This is a genomic window from Aeromonas sp. FDAARGOS 1406 (assembly GCF_019048565.1).
GTDB classification, from domain to species: Bacteria; Pseudomonadota; Gammaproteobacteria; order Enterobacterales; family Aeromonadaceae; genus Aeromonas; species Aeromonas caviae.
The window spans coordinates 1383931-1401486 of the sequence record NZ_CP077378.1 but is presented as its reverse complement, the minus strand read 5'-3'; the positions used below and the strand labels follow the sequence as shown (position 1 = coordinate 1401486).

General features: G+C 58.8%; 28 protein-coding genes. 24 read left to right on the top strand and 4 right to left on the bottom strand.

Annotation, left to right across the window (positions count from 1 at the left end; all coding sequences use genetic code 11):
- Nucleotides 1-66: 66 nt before the first annotated feature.
- The 3 genes from I6L36_RS06420 to I6L36_RS06410 all read right to left on the bottom strand — a co-directional run bounded on the left by I6L36_RS06420 (nucleotide 67) and on the right by I6L36_RS06410 (nucleotide 2185).
- Complete coding sequence (locus tag I6L36_RS06420; RefSeq protein WP_053288680.1) at nucleotides 67-312, bottom strand: hypothetical protein; 246 nt, start codon at nucleotides 310-312, stop codon at nucleotides 67-69.
- Between the two features lie 505 nt (nucleotides 313-817).
- Nucleotides 818-1471 (bottom strand): hypothetical protein, encoded by a 654-nt coding sequence (locus I6L36_RS06415; protein WP_216987076.1) that lies wholly within the window; start codon nucleotides 1469-1471, stop codon nucleotides 818-820.
- Between the two features lie 15 nt (nucleotides 1472-1486).
- Nucleotides 1487-2185: a helix-turn-helix domain-containing protein gene (locus tag I6L36_RS06410; RefSeq protein WP_202040096.1), complete on the bottom strand. Its 699-nt coding sequence runs from the start codon at nucleotides 2183-2185 to the stop codon at nucleotides 1487-1489.
- 53 nt (nucleotides 2186-2238) lie between these two features.
- On the opposite strand from I6L36_RS06410, the gene I6L36_RS06405 reads away from it, so the two are divergent.
- The 15 genes from I6L36_RS06405 (at nucleotide 2239) to I6L36_RS06340 (ending at nucleotide 9732) form a co-directional block, all read left to right on the top strand.
- Nucleotides 2239-2454, top strand: a complete 216-nt coding sequence (locus I6L36_RS06405; RefSeq protein ID WP_180911589.1) for a Cro/CI family transcriptional regulator — start codon at nucleotides 2239-2241, stop codon at nucleotides 2452-2454.
- Between the two features lie 41 nt (nucleotides 2455-2495).
- On the top strand, nucleotides 2496-2885 hold the full coding sequence (locus I6L36_RS06400; RefSeq protein ID WP_216987075.1) for a hypothetical protein: 390 nt from the start codon (nucleotides 2496-2498) through the stop codon (nucleotides 2883-2885).
- A gap of 4 nt (nucleotides 2886-2889) precedes the next feature.
- Nucleotides 2890-3108, top strand: coding sequence for a hypothetical protein (locus I6L36_RS06395; RefSeq protein ID WP_216987074.1), 219 nt, complete (start codon nucleotides 2890-2892; stop codon nucleotides 3106-3108).
- 50 nt (nucleotides 3109-3158) lie between these two features.
- Nucleotides 3159-3314, top strand: coding sequence for a hypothetical protein (locus tag I6L36_RS06390; RefSeq protein WP_216987073.1), 156 nt, complete (start codon nucleotides 3159-3161; stop codon nucleotides 3312-3314).
- On the top strand, nucleotides 3307-3438 hold the full coding sequence (locus I6L36_RS22155) for a hypothetical protein (RefSeq protein WP_043163244.1): 132 nt from the start codon (nucleotides 3307-3309) through the stop codon (nucleotides 3436-3438). Before I6L36_RS06390 ends, I6L36_RS22155 begins: the two co-directional genes overlap by 8 nt.
- A 61-nt stretch (nucleotides 3439-3499) precedes the next feature.
- On the top strand, nucleotides 3500-4273 hold the full coding sequence (locus I6L36_RS06385) for a replication protein (RefSeq protein WP_216987072.1): 774 nt from the start codon (nucleotides 3500-3502) through the stop codon (nucleotides 4271-4273).
- Complete coding sequence (locus tag I6L36_RS06380) at nucleotides 4263-5675, top strand: DnaB-like helicase C-terminal domain-containing protein (protein ID WP_216987071.1); 1413 nt, start codon at nucleotides 4263-4265, stop codon at nucleotides 5673-5675. The genes I6L36_RS06385 and I6L36_RS06380 overlap by 11 nt, the downstream gene beginning before the upstream one ends.
- Entirely contained in the window at nucleotides 5668-5979 is a 312-nt protein-coding gene (locus tag I6L36_RS06375; protein ID WP_223945635.1) for a hypothetical protein, read from the top strand. The genes I6L36_RS06380 and I6L36_RS06375 overlap by 8 nt, the downstream gene beginning before the upstream one ends.
- A gap of 76 nt (nucleotides 5980-6055) precedes the next feature.
- Nucleotides 6056-6349, top strand: coding sequence for a hypothetical protein (locus I6L36_RS06370; RefSeq protein ID WP_201955750.1), 294 nt, complete (start codon nucleotides 6056-6058; stop codon nucleotides 6347-6349).
- On the top strand, nucleotides 6346-6519 hold the full coding sequence (locus I6L36_RS06365) for a hypothetical protein (RefSeq protein ID WP_216987070.1): 174 nt from the start codon (nucleotides 6346-6348) through the stop codon (nucleotides 6517-6519). Before I6L36_RS06370 ends, I6L36_RS06365 begins: the two co-directional genes overlap by 4 nt.
- A 2-nt stretch (nucleotides 6520-6521) precedes the next feature.
- Nucleotides 6522-6959, top strand: a complete 438-nt coding sequence (locus tag I6L36_RS06360) for a recombination protein NinB (RefSeq protein WP_216987069.1) — start codon at nucleotides 6522-6524, stop codon at nucleotides 6957-6959.
- Nucleotides 6956-7273: a Ref family recombination enhancement nuclease gene (locus I6L36_RS06355; RefSeq protein ID WP_216987068.1), complete on the top strand. Its 318-nt coding sequence runs from the start codon at nucleotides 6956-6958 to the stop codon at nucleotides 7271-7273. The genes I6L36_RS06360 and I6L36_RS06355 overlap by 4 nt, the downstream gene beginning before the upstream one ends.
- A complete protein-coding gene (locus I6L36_RS06350; RefSeq protein ID WP_216987067.1) occupies nucleotides 7270-7692 on the top strand; it encodes a hypothetical protein in 423 nt (140 codons plus the stop codon). Before I6L36_RS06355 ends, I6L36_RS06350 begins: the two co-directional genes overlap by 4 nt.
- Before the next feature lie 14 nt (nucleotides 7693-7706).
- Nucleotides 7707-8387, top strand: a complete 681-nt coding sequence (locus I6L36_RS06345; protein WP_254203470.1) for a TIGR02642 family protein — start codon at nucleotides 7707-7709, stop codon at nucleotides 8385-8387.
- A 1000-nt stretch (nucleotides 8388-9387) separates the two neighbouring features.
- A complete protein-coding gene (locus tag I6L36_RS06340) occupies nucleotides 9388-9732 on the top strand; it encodes a hypothetical protein (RefSeq protein ID WP_045789810.1) in 345 nt (114 codons plus the stop codon).
- Here I6L36_RS06340 and I6L36_RS06335 read toward each other — a convergent pair.
- Entirely contained in the window at nucleotides 9704-10036 is a 333-nt protein-coding gene (locus I6L36_RS06335; RefSeq protein WP_234918028.1) for a DUF4113 domain-containing protein, read from the bottom strand. The genes I6L36_RS06340 and I6L36_RS06335 overlap by 29 nt on opposite strands.
- A 427-nt stretch (nucleotides 10037-10463) precedes the next feature.
- On the opposite strand from I6L36_RS06335, the gene I6L36_RS06330 reads away from it, so the two are divergent.
- From I6L36_RS06330 to I6L36_RS06290, 9 genes are all read left to right on the top strand, one after another.
- Entirely contained in the window at nucleotides 10464-10613 is a 150-nt protein-coding gene (locus I6L36_RS06330; protein ID WP_202040085.1) for a hypothetical protein, read from the top strand.
- 198 nt (nucleotides 10614-10811) lie between these two features.
- A complete protein-coding gene (locus tag I6L36_RS06325; protein ID WP_042880552.1) occupies nucleotides 10812-11126 on the top strand; it encodes a phage holin family protein in 315 nt (104 codons plus the stop codon).
- On the top strand, nucleotides 11126-11608 hold the full coding sequence (locus tag I6L36_RS06320) for a TIGR02594 family protein (RefSeq protein WP_042880549.1): 483 nt from the start codon (nucleotides 11126-11128) through the stop codon (nucleotides 11606-11608). Before I6L36_RS06325 ends, I6L36_RS06320 begins: the two co-directional genes overlap by 1 nt.
- Before the next feature lie 53 nt (nucleotides 11609-11661).
- Nucleotides 11662-11886, top strand: coding sequence for a hypothetical protein (locus tag I6L36_RS06315; RefSeq protein ID WP_042880547.1), 225 nt, complete (start codon nucleotides 11662-11664; stop codon nucleotides 11884-11886).
- A gap of 1 nt (nucleotide 11887) precedes the next feature.
- A complete protein-coding gene (locus tag I6L36_RS06310; protein ID WP_103858392.1) occupies nucleotides 11888-12118 on the top strand; it encodes a hypothetical protein in 231 nt (76 codons plus the stop codon).
- A gap of 233 nt (nucleotides 12119-12351) precedes the next feature.
- The gene (locus tag I6L36_RS06305; protein ID WP_216987065.1) at nucleotides 12352-13242 is read left to right on the top strand and encodes a terminase; all 891 of its coding nucleotides are present in this window, start codon (nucleotides 12352-12354) and stop codon (nucleotides 13240-13242) included.
- Between the two features lie 23 nt (nucleotides 13243-13265).
- Complete coding sequence (locus I6L36_RS06300; RefSeq protein WP_239053177.1) at nucleotides 13266-14939, top strand: terminase; 1674 nt, start codon at nucleotides 13266-13268, stop codon at nucleotides 14937-14939.
- Nucleotides 14939-17065, top strand: a complete 2127-nt coding sequence (locus I6L36_RS06295) for an OmpH family outer membrane protein (RefSeq protein ID WP_216987063.1) — start codon at nucleotides 14939-14941, stop codon at nucleotides 17063-17065. Before I6L36_RS06300 ends, I6L36_RS06295 begins: the two co-directional genes overlap by 1 nt.
- A 120-nt stretch (nucleotides 17066-17185) precedes the next feature.
- Nucleotides 17186-17521: a Gp49 family protein gene (locus tag I6L36_RS06290; protein WP_216987062.1), complete on the top strand. Its 336-nt coding sequence runs from the start codon at nucleotides 17186-17188 to the stop codon at nucleotides 17519-17521.
- The last annotated feature ends 35 nt before the right edge of the window (nucleotides 17522-17556 follow it).

Sequence of the window (17556 nt, the reverse complement as noted above, 5' to 3'; positions counted from 1 at the left end):
CACTCGCGGTGTCTATTAAATGCGTCTTGGCTTGAGCCCTATGCGTGGGAGGGCTCGACCCTGTTATCAAACTGCGGAGCGGTGAAACTGCATGCGCCAGTGGAGGAGGGCGCTGCGCTTGGTGATGCCGTTGGTGCGCTTCTGGGCTGCGCGGGCTGCAACAATCTGGTGCCGCTCGGTGGCCATCATGGCCAGGTGCAGGCGCTGCTTGATGGCTCGGCGGCGGGCGGCGTTGCCGTTCAGTCGGTCAGCGATGGCGGCAACGATCTGGTCGGCGCGTTTCGCGGCCCTGGAAAAAAGGCGTCTGGTCATGGTACATTCACTCCTGTTGGCGAGTTGGTCCTCGCTGATTCCCACGTGATTCGTCATGCTGGGTCCTGATTGCTGGGGTTGGTCCCTCAGCTTTCACTGACCGGGTGGTCCCCGGTCCTTCGAAGCCCGCCTTGTGCGGGCTTTGTCGTTCTTACGCGCTGGTCAGGCGCTTCACTGCTGCCCTGGTTGGGGCTGGGTCCTGTTGCCGGGTGGTACTCAATTCTTTGCTGGCTTTTTACTCCGCCAGATCCGGAGGTTTGCCGGTTACGTCTCCGGCCCGGGCTCTCACCGTTCGTGTGGCATTACCCAAGACCTTCACCACGATTGGCCGCCTTCCACGCTGCCCCTTGTTGTTTTGGTCTTGGTCGTTCTCTCAAGAGGACGATGAGAGAATCGTAATCTTTAGTGAACGGGTGGTCAACATCGATCTCTAAAATAAACGATATTTTTTTTGAGCAACAAAAAACCCGCCGAAGCGGGTTCATAAAGTGGTCTACATCATCGGTTACTTTTTAGATGCGGCCATACAGTAGCGACACCATTTTGTTAGCCCGTCAGGCTGATTGCTGTTCTTGTCAAAATTTGTTTTGAGCCTGCGCTTTTGGCAGTGGGGGCAGGTTTTATGGTGGCGGTCATCAGAATGTGAGAGATCCATACATGGCGAACACCACTTCGTCAGTCCATCACTACTGTTTGGGTTTGGTCTGAAATGTGAGCGCGATAGAGACTTGTTGCACTTCTGGCAAACCTTGCTCTGGCTGGTGATCTTGGTGACCTTCACCGCCTCTATGGTCACACCCCTTGGCGTGACGTCATGATAAGTGGTTGTCAGGTTATTACCTGCCGCATTGGAAGGTGAGGAGGGCATAAGGGTCTTTTGTTGGGGCGTGTTGTCCGTTACAACCTTCTGGTTAATGTTTGGCGCTGAGCATGGTTGGCCTTTGTTGGCACTCATGAATCTATCAACCCCCTCTTTCTTCCAGTCCATGCTTCGCGAATCAGTTTCCCTAACCCTTTCGTAGGTGACTTGCCCAGTTGGAGTTTTTACTGTGCGACTCTCCCGTATGGTGGTCACATCCTTTGTTTTCGTCTTGTTGTTAAACCAAACGTAGGCACCTATTCCAAGTACGGCCAACAACAGCACATCAGAAACCTCCATGTCTGCAATTACTCCTTATTTTATTTCGCTGCGTCTCAGTTCTGACAACTTACCAAGCACGATAGCCTCACTGGATGTGACCGTACCAAGCCTGGGATCATCTACACCGTAAACCCACCCATCAATTCCGGACATCGCTCTTAGCAGGCGCGCTTGGCCGCTCTTTTCCAGCCTGATCAGCATTACAGCTCCTTCTTCTGGGGTGCGATCGGCCAAGCTGAATATGCAGATATCTCCGGCCACAATGCCTGATTTTGAGAGGTGATCGTTTGTGGACTCGATGGCAATGCTGTGGCTTTGGTTCTCAGCCACCACATACCGCCCGCTATCCATGTTCGGCAGCATATCCGTTGCCAGACTTCCCACGTCAGCCAGGGTCCAGACCGGCACCTTATCCGAGTTGAACTGAATGTCGTTCAGCAGATCACCACTGCTGCGGCCGGTGTATAGCCATATGGGATCAACCTTCAGCACCCTGGCAATGGAAATCAGGGATGACACTCGCATTTCACGATTCGGGTTATTGATGGTGTTGCTGATCACGCTCTTTGATAAACCGGTACGTCGCGCAAGCTCAGACATGCTGATATTCAGCTCTTGCAGCTTTTCCTCAAGGCGTTGCCCGAAAGTTTTCATCAATAACCTCTTGTTCTCTTTAGAGACTAAATTGTAATTCCTTGACTGATCACTTTGGGAGACGTTGAAGATTGACATCGTTCTCTATAGAGGACATCATTTGCATGTCACCATGCACAGGACCCAGACCAATGAAGAAACATGAAGTAATCGGCTATTTCGGCAATATGGCCCGCGCCATGAAAGCGATCGGTATTTCCCGCAGTCTTGCCGTGAAGTGGGGGGAGGTGATCCCTGCCCAGCATGCAGTCAGCTTTGTCATCGCCAGCAACGGCGAGCTGCGGCTGGGCCTGGAGGATTACCCCCTGATCAAGGAGCAAGACCATTCTACCCAGCAGGCCGCCTGACCACCGGCCAGCTTTTCCACCCAACATAGAGGACCAACCCCATGGGAAGAGTATCGCTCCCCGATCATGAAAATATGAGCACCCGCTCCCCGCTGCGGGTGCGCGGCACCCCAGCTCAGCGCCAGGTATGGCAGGAAGTCGGCGCCGAGTGTGGCATGACCGAAACCGCATTTGCCCGCACCTCGCTGCTGATCCTGCTCCAGGCCATATCTCAGCACGAGCCCACCATATTGGCGAGGGCCGTCAAACGGGCCAATCGAAGCCTGCTCGAGCAGGGATTCCCGCCCGTGACCGTCGAGGAGATCCTGGATGGCTCCGGTCTGCCCGAGCGCGGCCTGCTCCAGTTCAGCCAGGAAGACGAGGCCGTCTACAACGAGGAGCGCCCGCTGCGCCCCCTGCAAAAACTCATCAACTTTGTCCTCGGGAGGTAACCCCATGACCATGCAACTCCGTCCGCCGCGCCCGGCATCCCAGCATGTCAGCGATCGCGACAACATCATCCTGAAGTCGGTCATGCACGAGCTGGCCCTAGCCCTCGACGAGCCGCTGATCTCGACCGCGCAAGCCGCCGGCACCGACCGCCAGGCTGTTCGCCTGGCCCGCGAGCTCGAAGCCCGCACCCTTGAACGTGCCGAGTCGCAGCCCAGCGCATAACCACCATTCGCCTGCCTCACCACCAGGCTTACTGAATCAGGACCTGACCAATGACCAATCCGACCATGGCCCATGGGGGCCACCCCTTGCCACATGACCTCGACCATTGCCCGCTGTGCGGCAGTGAGCTGCAATCCGGCACCAATGACCGCGCCTACGAGTGCCCAGCCTGTGAGTACACCGAGCAGGAGGTGGCTCATGGTTAACCCCTCATCCGTTGCCATCTGGGAGCTCTATGAGCTCAAGAAGCGTGAATTGCAAGCAATGGGGTTATCCCAGCGTGAGTACGAGCTGGCCGTGCGCCAGCTTGCTGATGAGCTGGGGGTGTGAGATGGCGGCGCTTTTGAAGTTTCCAGATAGACGCGCACAGAGTGCCCCACAGGAGGTTCGTGTGGCAGACCTTGATGATGGCTATACCCGCATTGCCAATGAGCTCTACGAGGCGATGATAGGTGCAAACCTGACTCGTAACCAGGCGAAGGTTGCTCACGCCATCACGCGCAAGACATATGGCTTCAACAAAAAGACCGACCGGATAAGTGATAGCCAGATTGCTGACCTGACAAAGCTTCCTCGCCAGAAGGTAAACAAGGCAAAAAATGAGCTGATCGCGATGAAGGTGGTCATTCGTAGCGGCCACGAAATAGGTCCCAATAAGAACCTTTTTGAGTGGGAAATTGAGTGTCACCAAAACGGTGACAGTGTCACTAATACAGTGACAAAAAGTGTCACCAAAACCGTGACAAGGGTGTCACCAAAACAGGGACACACAAAAGACACTATTCAAAAGACAGTAAAGACAACTACTGATGGGGCATCAGCTTGCGCTGAACCCCCAGCAGCAACCCCCGAAAAGCGACCAGTGAAAAATACACCATACCAGGCGATCCTGGATGCTTACCACGAAATACTCCCTGAGATGCCAGCCATCCGTGAGCTGACCGATTCTCGCAAAACCAAAATCAGGAACTTCTGGACCAAGTTCAAGTTCGACGAGACCCGCTGGCGCGCCTACTTGGATTTCATCGCCAAGAACTGCCGTTGGATGTGCGAGAGCCGTCCGCGCCGCGATGGCGAGTCGGCCTGGAAGCCGAAGAACTTGGATTTTTTGGTGACCGAGAGGTGTTATCTGGGCGTGCGGGAGGGGCGGTTCAATGACGAGTGATGCAATGGGGTTTGTGCCCCCTCACAACTTCGAGGCAGAGCAGTCTGTGCTGGGCGGGCTGATGCTGCGGGCTGACTCGTTCCACGACTTGGGCCTGTCTGAACGCGATTTTTACAGTCGCCCGCACCAGATCATTTTCGGGGCGATCTCCCAACTGATCGCCGCCAAGCAGCCGGTTGACATCATGACAGTGCAGCACCGTATCGAGCAGGACGGCGAGCTCGATGTTGCCGGCGGGTTTGCCTACCTAGTCGAGATCGCCAAGAACACCCCAAGCGCGGCGAACATCGTGACCTATGGGGGGATGGTGCGTAGCGCTGCAGAGCGGCGCTTCGCTGTTGCCAAGCTGCATGACTGTATCGCGGCGATGATGGAGCCTGGATTCAGCAACACCGATGAGCGGTTCGCTGCGATGGGGTCGCTGTTGTCTGAGGTCGATGCCAAGCGCTCTGGGGGTGTGACCGGGATTGCGGTACACGCCAGCGAAATCGTGCGGGACTGGTGTGATGAGCTGGATCGCCGGGCAAGCCGCCGCCCAGGGGAGATGACCGGTTATGCCACGGGGATCGCGTCCTTGGATGAGTTGCTCTACCCAGGTGGGATCAGCCCTACGGCGCTGGTGTGTATCGGCGCTCGACCGAAGATGGGCAAGACCACGCTGATGGCGAGTCTGTGTAACCACACGTCGCTGGTCAAGAAGCTCCCTGTGGTTGGTTTTTCGCTGGAGATGACACGGGGTGAGCTGTTCGAGGTCATGGTATCGCAAGCGTCCGGCGTATCGGGCAAGGATCTCAAGTCGATGAGCGACCAGTGCAAGATGGACAAGGCATACGCCGTTGCCGCAGAGCTTGGCAACTCAAAACTCCATATTGCAGACCTGCCTGGTTTAACCGTGCATCAGGTGGTACGCGAGAGTCGCCGGCTGAAGCGCCAGTTCGGCCAGCTCGGGCTGATCGCCGTGGACTACCTGACGCTGATGACTGCCGACAAGGCTGAGCGTAACGATCTGGCTTACGGCGCGATAACCAAGGCGCTCAAGATGCTGGCCAAGGAGATGGGTTGCCCAGTGATCCTGCTGACGCAGCTCAATCGAGGGCTGGAGCAGCGTGCAGACAAACGCCCGGTTCCCAGCGACAGCCGTGACACCGGCCAGATCGAGCAGGATTGCGATGTGTGGATCGGCTGTTATCGCGATGAGGTCTATAACGAGGCTTCCCCGATGGCAGGAGTCATGGAGTTGCTGGTCAGGCTCAACCGAGGCGGTAAGACGGGAACCGCTTACTGCCAGTTCCATGATGGGGTGATCTCAAATATCGACCAGCAAGAGGTTGCGCGCATGGCACACGCTGCAGAAGTGGAACGCAGCAAGGCCAAGCCTGCGAAAGGGGGATGGGATGGCTGATTTGTTCAATCCGGATGTGATCGCCGCGGTCAAGGGCGCGAAATTCTGCCGGGTGGCGGTGTATCCGGCCGTGCGGGGCTGGTGTGGGGAACGGGTGCAGCTCGAGGTCGCCGACGAGATCGATGCGCTGGGGCACACCGACCAGCTGCGTGGCGCAGGGCATTGGCTGGCTCAGAACACGACGCCTGAGCGAGTGGCGGAGGAGGTCGAACGGTTGAGAGGTGCGCCAGTGCTGGTGTCGCGGCGTGGTGATGCATTTGGGGCTGTGGATAACTTCGAAGGGGAGGGCCTTGCCAACCAGTGACACGGGGTGTAGCGCACCGTACCATTGCCAGTGCCGGACCTAGACCACCCGGCCGTTTGACCAAAGGACCCAGACCATGACCAAACCGCATACCCGAGATCTCTCCATCGCGACCCAACTTGGCCGCGTGATTGCGATCATGAGCGACGGAAAAGCCCGTACCCTGCGCGACATCGAGCGCGAGTGCTGGAGCCGCTACGGCCACGCCGACACCCAGGCCGCCATCAGCGCCCGCCTGCGCGAAGTCTGCTGCCACGGCTGGGTGAAACATTCCAGCAATCAGGTCATCGACGGCAAGCAGGTGTGGCACTACCGCATCGAGCCGTCCCCCACCACTGAGGCCGTTGCGGCTAAGGCGGTGGCAGCATGAGCTTCGCCATGACAATCGCCGCCGTTATGGCGGCCAGCGCTCCGGCTTGGATTGACCCGATCCGCTTCACGCCATCCAGTTCATTCTGCATCCCCAACCCGCGCAATGACCGGGCTGCACAGCGTCAGCGTGCCGCCGCCAAGCGCCGCAACAAAGCCAAACGGGGGTGAGCATGAGTTACCCCAAGTATTTCCTCCGCAGCCCCGACATCCGCACCCGGGCCAGCCAACTGGTCGCCAGCCTGCCGGTTGACCAGGACAAGCCGCTGGTTATCGAAATCAAGGAGCTGACCCGGAGTCTTGCCCAGAACGCTCTGTTCTGGGCCGTCATGACCGACATCGCAGAGCAGGTGAACTGGCACGGCCGCAAGCTCGCCAAGGAGGACTGGAAGCATGTCCTCTCCGCAGCTCTGTACCAGCAGGACGTGGTGCCGAACCTCAGCGGGGACGGCTTCGTGGTGCTGGGTAAGTCCACCTCCAAGATGACCGTGCGCGAGATGCGCGATCTCATCGAGCTGGCCCAGGCTTTTGGTGCTGAGCAAGGCGTGAAGTTCGGGGATGATTCCCGCCGCGGTTTCGACTGGGTGGCCGCCTACGGGAGGGCTGCATGAGCAAGACCAAGGCTGATAAGCAGTGGTTGGACGATGTGAGATCGCTTGGCTGTATCGCTTGCCGCAATGCCGGGTATGGCGCCACGCCAGCGGAAATCCATCACGTGCGCTCTGGGTCTGGCATGGCCCAGCGCGCCGAGCACACCAGAGTGCTGCCATTGTGCCCCCGGCATCATCGTGCCAGTTACCCCACAGGCTTCCACGCTGCCCCCAAGAGCTGGCAGGCTGAGCACGGCAGCGAGGAGACCCTACTTGCCCAGGTGGCCAGAGAGATCACTGCACTGCGCAAGAACACCATCGGGAGGGCAGCATGATCCATCTCTCCGCGCTCGATGCGGCCCGGTTACTGGGTGGCAGCCCGAAGGTCAGGACCGCAGCCAAAAAGGCGCACATGGTCCTCCAGATAGAGGGTTTGCAAAATCGAGTGCGGGCTCAGCTTGTCGGCCTCCCTGACCCGGTCACCGAGCTTATATTCCACCCCAAGCGCAAATGGCGATTCGACTACGCTTGGCCGGCCAGCATGATCGCGCTCGAAGTCCATGGCGGGATCCACTCCGGCGGCCGGCACACCCGGGGGAGAGGGTTCGTAGAGGACCGGGCCAAGATGAACGAGGCCACCTTGCTCGGGTGGACCGTGCTGGAGGTTACCCCGGAACACATCAAATCCGGCCAGTTGCGCGCTTGGCTGCTCGCCGCCTTCAATCAGGACCCAGACCAGAGGACCAAACCATGACCCACGCTATCGAAATGGCTCTGCGCCTTTTCTCGCCGAAAGGCGCACTACATGAACCCTCGTCTGGTCGCTCCAGTACGCTGGGGAGAGAGGAGTTTCTGGGAGCCCTGCAGGTGGCCGCAAAGAGCAACCCGCAAGGACTTCAGTTCCTGATGGCCGACCACCTGGGGGACGAGCAGGCCCTGGCGTCATTGCTGGCGTACTTCAGCACCACGCTGGACAGCGACGAGGCCGGTGGCATGGCCATGGCTATTCTGCTGCGCCGGCCTCTGCTTGAGCAGTTGGAGCACTTGGTGCTGTCTCACCCGCACTATGACAAGGAGCGCCGCCGGGCCGCCGTGGTGATGGAGAAAGCCAAGCGGGCGCACCGAGGTGGCAATGACCACGAGTACCAGCGCCTGCTGGCCGAGCGGAACGGGATCCTGCAGTTGGCTCGCGACCACTGTGTCGCCGAGATGCTCCGGTCAGGGCGTTGCCCTCACTGCAATGGTACGGGGTTCCGCCCCCGCAAGGCGGATGAGTGCCCGAAGTGCCACGGCTCTGGGGGCATTATAACGGACATGGGTATGGTGACCCGCCGATTCGGCGAGCCGATGCGTCAGGCTGTAGAGCGTGCTGTTGATGAGGTGCTTCATCAGGCGTCAGACATGTCCAAGCTGATGGACAGGCAGGTGAGGGAGATGCGGGCTGCTTGAGATGATTTTTATCGCGGTGGCGCGGGTACTTTCGTGTAGGGGTTAGCGAAGGCGATGGATGTAATATCTTGATAAATAAAAATAAAAATGGATTGTAAAAATGTTCGTTGAGGTCGGCGGCTAGCACTGCATCGTTTTTAGGTATGATTTAAACATCAACCGCGGTTGATTTTTGCTAGTGAATTGATCATTATTGAGCAACCAAAACGTTCAACTTTTGGTTGAGTTTTTCGCGATATCTTTCGTGATAAAAAAGAGGGCCCGAAGGCCCTTTGTTACAGCTGGTAGTATTGCACTTTGATGGCCTCGGGGCTGCAACCCCATGAGCTATCAGTTAAGTAAGGCTGTACTACAGCAACTAAAATCGTGATGAATGTACCCACAAATACCTCGCGTAAGGTCATGTGGAGTTTTTCTAAGAACCACCTTATCAGTTTCTGTAAGGTGGTTTTTTCATTTTGGGTTGGTTTGAGGTTGTGACCAGGTGGTCGTTTCGGTTGTGGCATGGGGACCCCCATTTGTTTGCCGGGTTATGGGCGGCGGTGCGCCCGGGATTCGTCTATGTGTTGTTCCGTGTTTCAGCATGAGATACTCCTCGTGGTTGTTACTGTAACGACACAATATGTAGTGTCTTTTTGTGTTCGAAATACAAGATAGTGAGGTCGTTACAGGATTGCAATCTGTGGATAACCTATTAGCTGTGGATAAAATGTGGGTGTTCGGGCCCGAGTTAGTGACCGCTCACAGTGAGTGGGTTCTCATCCGCCCGATCCGGCAAATGCAAGTCTGATGATCGAAGATGGAAAATTTAAATAACTTTTTTTGCTTGCGAAAACGGGGGGGGGTTTCATGGTTGAGTTTATCTGTATGCCCTGTTACGCAAGGGATACAGGGAAAATGAGTCCACTGTCAGCTAGTCTGCTTTCTGTGAGCCGAGTAGTATCTCGGAGTTCAGGCCAGATTCGAGACCTTGACATTCATTTTTCATTAGGCGGGATGCATGGAAAGCAAGCTGAAACCTATCGCCCTACAAGTCGCCGGTTGGGGGCTGCTCCAGGGCGATTTCTTTGACTTTCACGAGGTGGCAGAACGGCTGGGTGTCCCTGCTGAGGTGTCCCGCGAGGCGGTCATTTATCTCCGGTCACTCCGCTATGTGGAGACGCTGGCGGAGTCGAGAAGCTGCAAGCGTGAGGTGGGCAAGAGAAGCTCAAAGCGAGTGTTTATCAAGGTCCTGGCCATCCACCCCGAACCGCCTCAAGGTTCACAATCTTTCAAGCTCAATGTCCTGCACTCAAAGTTGGCCCGCCTTTCCAAGGCTATGCCTTCACCTCGGGGAGCTCGCTGATGCAGGTGGTGTAGCGGGGGCTGAGCTGCTCCCGCTTCATCATCCACTCCCGGGTATCCCGGCCCCGGGCCGCGAAGTAGACCTTTCCCAACCGCCCCTGATTGATCTTGTCGATGACCTGCATCAGTGCCTCGCTGCGGGGGGATTGCTGCTCCGCTGCGAATAGGTCGCCCTGCTGCATGTCGGCTGGGGTAAAGTCGGCCAGCATGACGCCGCCCTTCTGATATCGCTGCTCGCCGCGCCAGATACGGGGGAGTAGTTGGGGTATCAGGGCCAGCAGCGCTCGGGTGTCATTGGTGGGCATGGCAGGAGGAGCAGGGCTACACCTTCAGTTTCTCCCAGCTCACGATCAACGCCGACACGCACCCGCTGTTGCGGCGAATGCACAAGCTTGGGGACGAGAAGCGGAGCCTGGTCATTGTGCCGCCTGAAGACTACGACGCTTGGTTGCTTGGTTGCTTGGTTGCTTGGTTGCTTGGTTGCTTGGTTGCTTGGTTGGGGGGCCGGGATCCTGAGCTGGCTCGAGCCTACCTAATTCCGCAATTGGCAAAACTGCTAGTAGGTGAGCCAATGCCACGAGAGCGTCGAGGTAACTAAAAATAGACGCTCACAATCGGCGTTGGTTAAATCTATGGCGATACATGCTAATGAGCCCTACCATTGATTTTGGCTGGCTAAGTGACTTAGTTGGCCGATTTTGTTGCAATGATACACAGAAAAGGAGTCCTGTGATGTCTACCTATCACTATCAGTGTCAATACTGCTATTGCACCACTTCAATGTGGGAAGATGATGACGGCAAAGATGATTTCTATGGCGGCCCTATTGAAGACTGCGGTTGTCAATCTGCTGTGAATGATGACTACGATGATGATGATTAATGGATACCGTTGATGTCATTACTTAGAGCCGTATCGATGCTCTTGTCCGGCATTGTCGATGGTTAGCTTGTAATGCCGATGGTTGAAACCCTACGGTCCCAGCGTTAGTATTGCCCCAACATGGCCAGAGTCTCACCGACCCTGGCCTTTTTCATTTCTGGCCCGCCTCGTGCGGGCTTTGTCGTTTCTGGAGGGGCGATGACGCCTGACAAGGACCCACAGAACTACAGCGTGCTCGCCTATCTGGCATTCGGTGGGCTGAGCGTATGGGGAGGGCTTGTGACCTACATACAGACGGTGAAACGCGAGGGAAGGCAGTTCCGATGGGCCGAGGCGCTGCTGCAGGTGGTGGTGTCAGGGTTCGCCGGGATGTTGACCATGCTGCTGAGCTGGTACATCGCAGCCCCGCTCCCGTTGTGCGGCTTCATGGCTGGCCTGGCTGGCTTGATGGGGTCGAAAGCACTGGAGCTGTACGAACGCCGGGCAACCGGCTGGATGGGAGGGAAGGAGTGATGGTGAAAATGCGCTGGGTAGATGAAGCCCGTAGGCATATCGGGTTGACGGAGATTAAGGGGCCCCAACACAACCCCGAGATCGTGGCGATGTGGAAGGCCATCAAGCGGGGTGGCATCCGTGATGATGAAACCCCGTGGTGTGCCGCCTTTGTTGGAGCGTGCCTAGAGCGGGTCGGTATTCAGTCCACCCGGTTCGAGGGTGCGCGTTCCTATGCCTCCTGGGGGGAGAAGCTGGAAAAGCCGGTGGCAGGCTGCGTAGTGGTGTTTTCCCGGGATGGTGGCGGACACGTTGGGTTCGTAGTGGGGCAGGACAAGGCTGGCAATCTGCTGGTATTGGGCGGCAACCAAGCGGACGCGGTGAACGTGAAGGCGTTTCCTCGCTCTCGGGTAACCGCATACCGCTGGCCCGCCGGTGAGCCGAAGCCTGTGGGGGAATTGCCTGTGATGGCTGCGGCAGAGTTCTCGAAGTCCGAGGCATAGGCGCAAGCCTTGCCAATATCGCCGGATAACCGGTAACAGCAGAGGAGAGTGCGATGGAACACATCGTTGAGGTGGTCATCAACTGGATTGTCATCCTGATGGCTGTAGTGGGCGGCGCGTCCATGGTGGTGCAGGGGCTGGCCAAGATCGCGGCCGTCACCCCTTCCACCCGGGACGATGAGGTGATCGGGAAGGTGCAGGCCTTCTTGGTTGGCCTGACCAAGGTGCTGGACAAGCTGGCTATGAACCTGCCGGCTGAGAAAGCCAGGAAGCAATAACATGAACAGCTTGCTCCAACTGCTCGACATTCTAACGGCCCTTCTGGGCCGTTGGCTTAAGCAGGAGAGGGCAAGGGAGGTGCAGGAACGCTATGACAAGAATCATGCGGACCCACAGGGGTGTTTTGCTGAGCGTTTCGGTGCTGCTTCTGGTCAGTTGCCAGACAGCTCCAAGCCAAACAGCGAACTGCCCGCCACCCACACCCAGGCTGACATGGAACCCCGCCGCTAATGGCGGGGTTTGTCTTTCTGGGGAATCCACAGCCGACTTACTGGACTATCTCGATGGACTGGAGCGATGCGGTGGTTAATGGCGTGACCGTGACCGGGGTTGTTACTCACGTGAGGGAGTATGACGGGAGTCAGGCCCTGGTCACCCTGAATACTGGCGTCTCCGTTCTGGTACCGGCAACTCACGAGCCCGCACCAGGCGACACCATCGTTGAAGGCGAGCTATCTCTCTAAATGGCAAAGACCGACTGGGCACAGCTCAATGCAGAGTTCCTGCAAGAGCATGAAGCGACCGGCATCAGTGCGAAAGACTGGTGTGACAGCCGCGGCCTGAACTACAACTCGGCGCGTCGCTATTTGAAATCTCGGGGGCAATCCCCTGCGCAACCTGACAAATCTCGCGTAGCTGCGCAATCTGCGCATTCCGAAGTGCGCAAAACTACGCAGTCTGCGCAAAGTGCGCAAACCAAGGGGAATGAGGCCAAGGCCAAAGGGGGAGAGCGAAGAGGGGAGAAGTCCTCGGCATCCACTTATACCCCGGCCAGCTTGGACCAGAACTCGAAAACCAACTCGGGGCGCCAGCCAGATGGGCGCTTTGACAAGGGAAATCGGGAGTCCGTAGGCAACCAAGGCAACCAGAACCCACCGAATAAGTGGCAACCCGGCGACCGCCCGGCGCTGACCCATGGCGGCTATGCCAAGTTCCTCGATGCGGAGGAGCTGTTCGACCAGGCCCGCGAGCTGCAACTGCGCGATGAGCTGGACTTCACCCGGGCTCGCGTCATCTCCGTCACCAAGCTGCTCAAGGGACTGCAGCAGGACCTGGTTAACGCCACCGAGATGACCGACCGGATCGCGCTCTATGACAAGATCCTGAAAGCAGAGCAGGCCCTCGACCGCAACATCCAGCGGATTGAGTCCATCGAGCGGACCCTGAGCGCCCTTCGCATCGACGAGGTGAGCGTGCCGAAGATTGAGGAGGACACTCGGCGGATCCGGGCTGCGGCCCGCAAGCTGACCGCCGAAGCGGATAGGCTGGAGAAGGATGGCGGCAGCGAGGCCACTCCGGTTAGCGAGATGGTTTCCGAGCTCCACGACATGGGGACAGGGGGGCTGATGTCATGACTGTTCCCATCGACGCATCTTCCATGACTGAGCAAGAGCAGATGGCCTACATCCGTTCGAAGCTCAGCGATAAGTGGTGGCGGATGAACAACCTCTACATGATCGAGAACGAGCAGGGCCAGCTGGTACGATTTCGGCTGCGCCCAGCACAGGAGCTGCTGTTCCGGACCATGTGGTACCTGAACATCATCCTCAAGGCGCGTCAGCTCGGATTCTCCACGGCCATCGACATCTATCTGCTGGACGAGGCGCTGTTCAACAAGAACCTCAAGTGCGGGATCATCGCCCAGGACCTGACGGCCGCCGGCGAGATCTACCGCACCAAGATTGAAGTCCCGTTCGATAACCTGCCGGGTTGGCTCAAGGCCCAGTTCAAGGTGGTGACCCGGCGTGGCGGGGCGAATGGCGGACACATCCTGTTCCGGCATGGCTCCAGCATCCAGGTGGCCACTTCCTTCCGCTCCGGTACCGTCCAGCGCCTGCATGTCTCCGAGCATGGGAAGATTTGCGCCAAGTACCCGGAGAAGGCCAAGGAGGTGCGAACCGGGACCCTGCAGGCAATCCACCCTGGCGCGGTGGCCTTCATCGAGAGCACAGCCGAAGGGGTGGGGGGCGACTTCCACGCCATGAGCATGAAATCCCTCGAGCTGGCCCGGGCCTCTGGTGAGCTCAGTCAGCTGGATTGGAAGTTCCACTTCTTCGCCTGGTGGCAGGACCCCAAGTATCGCGCAGATGTGCCGGCATCCGGCGTAGTGATGAGCAAGACCCAGGCTGAATACTTCACTGCGGTGGAGAAGTCGATGGGTTGCACCATTACCGACGAGCAGCGGCAATGGTACGTGCTGAAGGAAGCCACACTGGGTGCCGAGATGAAGCAGGAGTTCCCCAGCACGCCGCTGGAAGCCTTCCTCACCTCAGGGCGCCGGGTGTTCGACCCCATCCATACCATGGATGCCGAGGGCGATTGCATGGCCCCGCTCATCGTCTACGACATCGACCCAGTGACCGGCAGGCGCGAGAAGGCCCGCAAACCGGAGAAGCTGGACGAGCGTGGCCAGCGCTCCCTCGAGAACATGCTGCTGGTCTGGGAGCTGCCAGACCCTGACGAGGATTACGCCATCGGCGCCGACGTGGCGGAAGGGCTGGAGCACGGCGACCGTTCAAGCCTCGACGTGACCGCCAAGAGCGACGGCCGGCAGGTGGCCCACTGGTTCGGGCATCTGGATCCCGGGCTGTTTGCCCAACTGCTGGCCCACGTTGGCAGGTTCTACGGCACCGCAGAGCATGGCCCGGCCTACATCGGCCCAGAGCGCAACAACCACGGCCACGCCGTGCTGCTCAAGCTCCGTGAAATCTACCCGACCCGGCGCATCTACACCCAGGAGCACATCGACCGGGACCGCGACGACGAGACCCCGCGCCTCGGCTGGCTCACCACTCGGCAGTCCAAGCCGATCCTGGTTGATGGCCTCAAGGCCCTGCTGCGTGCCGGGCAGTCCGGGATCCGCTGGATCGGTACCATTTCCGAAGCCACCACCTACGTCTACGACAAGAGCGGCAGCATGAACGCCCAGGACGGCTGCTACGACGACCAGCTCATGAGCTACATGATTGCCCAAGAGATGCGTGTCCGGATGCCGGCCCGCATCGTCAAACCTGAATCCTCCCGCAAACCCAAGCACTGGATGGCCAACTGATGATCAACGCCCAACCCAAGGCCCCTGAAAAAGGCGGCCTCGATACCCCGCGCCTGCTCAAACTGATGAGCGATATCAATGGCCAGCCGGACTGGCGCTCTATCGCCAATCGGGCGTGCGCCTACTACGACGGCGATCAACTGCCGCCCGAGGTGGTGAGTGTGCTCAAGGCTCGGGGCCAGCCCATCACCATTCACAACCTGATCGCGCCGACCATTGACGGCGTGCTGGGGATGGAAGCCAAGAGCCGCACCGATCTGATGGTGATCGCCGATGACCACGACGACGAGCTGGAGCAACTGGCCGAGGCCGTCAACGCTGAATACGCCGATATGTGCCGCCTTGGCGGACTAGACCGCGCCCGGGGCGAGGCCTACGGCGGCCAAATCAAGACCGGCCTGGGCTGGGTTGAGGTGTGTCGCCGCGATGACCCGTTCGGCCCACGTTACAAGTTCAGCAATGTCCACCGTGACGAGGTTTATTGGGACTGGCATAGCAGGGAGCCGGATCTGAGCGACTGCCGCTGGCTGATGCGACGCCGCTGGGTCGATCTGGATGAGGCCAAGACCATGTTCCCGAGCAAGGCACAGGCGCTGGAGTGGGGCGTCAACGACTGGGATGGGGTCATGAGCCTGACCGCCATCGAGGGGCTGGACCCCAATCTGGTCAGCGCCTATGACGAGTGGAGCCAATTCAGCGGCAAGGAGATCGAGTGGTGCAGCCGGGAGCGGGATCGGGTGCTTCTGCAGGTGGTCTACTACCGCACCTACACCATGCGTCAGGTGCTGATGCTGGACTCCGGTCGGGCACTGGAGTACGACAAGACCAATCAACTGCACCTGGCTGCTGTGGCCATGGGGCGCGCCAAGCTGGAGCGCTGCCCGGTGGCCGTGATCCGGGAATCCTGGTTCGTCGGCCCCCATCACCTGGTTGATCGACCCTGCTCTGCGCCCCACAACATGTATCCGCTGGTGCCGTTCTGGGGTTACCGCAAAGACCGCACCGGTGAGCCCTATGGGTTGATTGTTCGAGCCATGCCGGCACAGGACGAGGTGAACCTGCGGCGCATCAAGCTGACCTTCCTGCTGCAGGCCAAGCGCGTCATCACGGACAAGGACGCCACCAACATGAGCCAGAGTCAGGTGCTGGAGCAGGTCGAGCGCCCGGATGGCTATATCGAGCTCAACCCTGACCGCGCCAACAAGACCAGTGTGGCCGATGCCTTCAAGGTGGAGCAGGACTTCAACGTGGCGGCCCAGCAGTTCCAGGTGATGCAGGATTCGGTGAAGCTGATCCAGGACACCATGGGGGTTTATGCCGCCTTCCTAGGTCAGGGCTCCACCGGGCAGTCCGGCGTAGCAATCAGCAACCTGGTGGAGCAGGGGGCAACCACACTTTCCGAGATCAATGACAACTACCGGATGGGATGCCAGCAGGTAGGGCAGTTGGCACTGGCCTATCTGCTTGAGGATATGGCCAGCAAGCGCAACTACAAGGTGACCGTGAACCGGGATGACCCCCGCCGCCGCAAGGCCGTGGTGGTCAATGTGGAGCAGGAGGATGGCAAGCTCACCAATGATGTGACCCGGCTGCGGGCCCATATCGCACTGGCGCCGATCCAGCAAACCGCCGCCTATAAGCAGCAGTTGGCTGAGCGGATGACCCAGGCCATGTCACAACTCCCGCCCGAGGCTGCCGGCGCTTGCTTTGACCTGCTGGTCGAGCTGATGGATGTACCGCGCAAGGCCGAGTTTGTGGAGCGGATCCGCAATGCCCTGAACATCCCGAAAGACCCGGACGAGATGAACGAGGAGGAGCGCGCAGCCGCCGAGCAGCAGGCTCAGCAGGCCCAGATGCAGCAGGAGCTGGCCATGCGCGAGATGCAGGCCAAGCTGGCCGAGCTGGAGGGCAAGGCCGCCAAGTGGCAGGCAGAGGCCCAGCGCATCGCCAAGCTGACCGACTCCATCCGGTTTGAGGATGCCCTCAAGCAGGCCCAGACAGGCAAGACATTGCAGGAGATGGAGCGGCTTGCCGCTGAGCAGCAGAGCATCCAGGGGGAGCAAGCCGTGCTGCAGGCTCAGCTGTTGGACACCATTCAGCAGCAGATAGACGCGATCGCGCTCTGATAGTTGCTTTCCTGACCTGCCAGCGTTACGATTTCCCCAACATGGCCCAGTCTCTCGAGATTGGGCCTTTTTCATTTCCAGACCCGGCCACTGTGCCGGGTTTTTTATTTGGAGCGGGCCGTGACCGACCAGCAACACATTGATGCCGAAATGGAGCGCGAGATCCAGACTCTCGGGCTGACAGCGCCGCGTGTGACCCCTGACCAGATCGATGCGCTGATGCGTGGCGTTCGCTATGAGGTGCAGGTTGTGCCTGGCACCACAACCACGCTGGCCACCGCCATTGCTGCCAACGGCTTCACCCTTGCCATCGGCATGACCGCCTGCGCCGACCCGGCCAACTTCAATGCAGAGCTTGGCGCCAAGTACGCCATCAAGGATGCCGAAGCCAAGGCCCGCCAAGAGCTGTGGAAGCTGGAAGGCTGGCGGCTCAAGTGCCATTTAGCGAATCTTTAGCGATAGACGGCAACCCTTGCCCGCGTTGTGCGGGC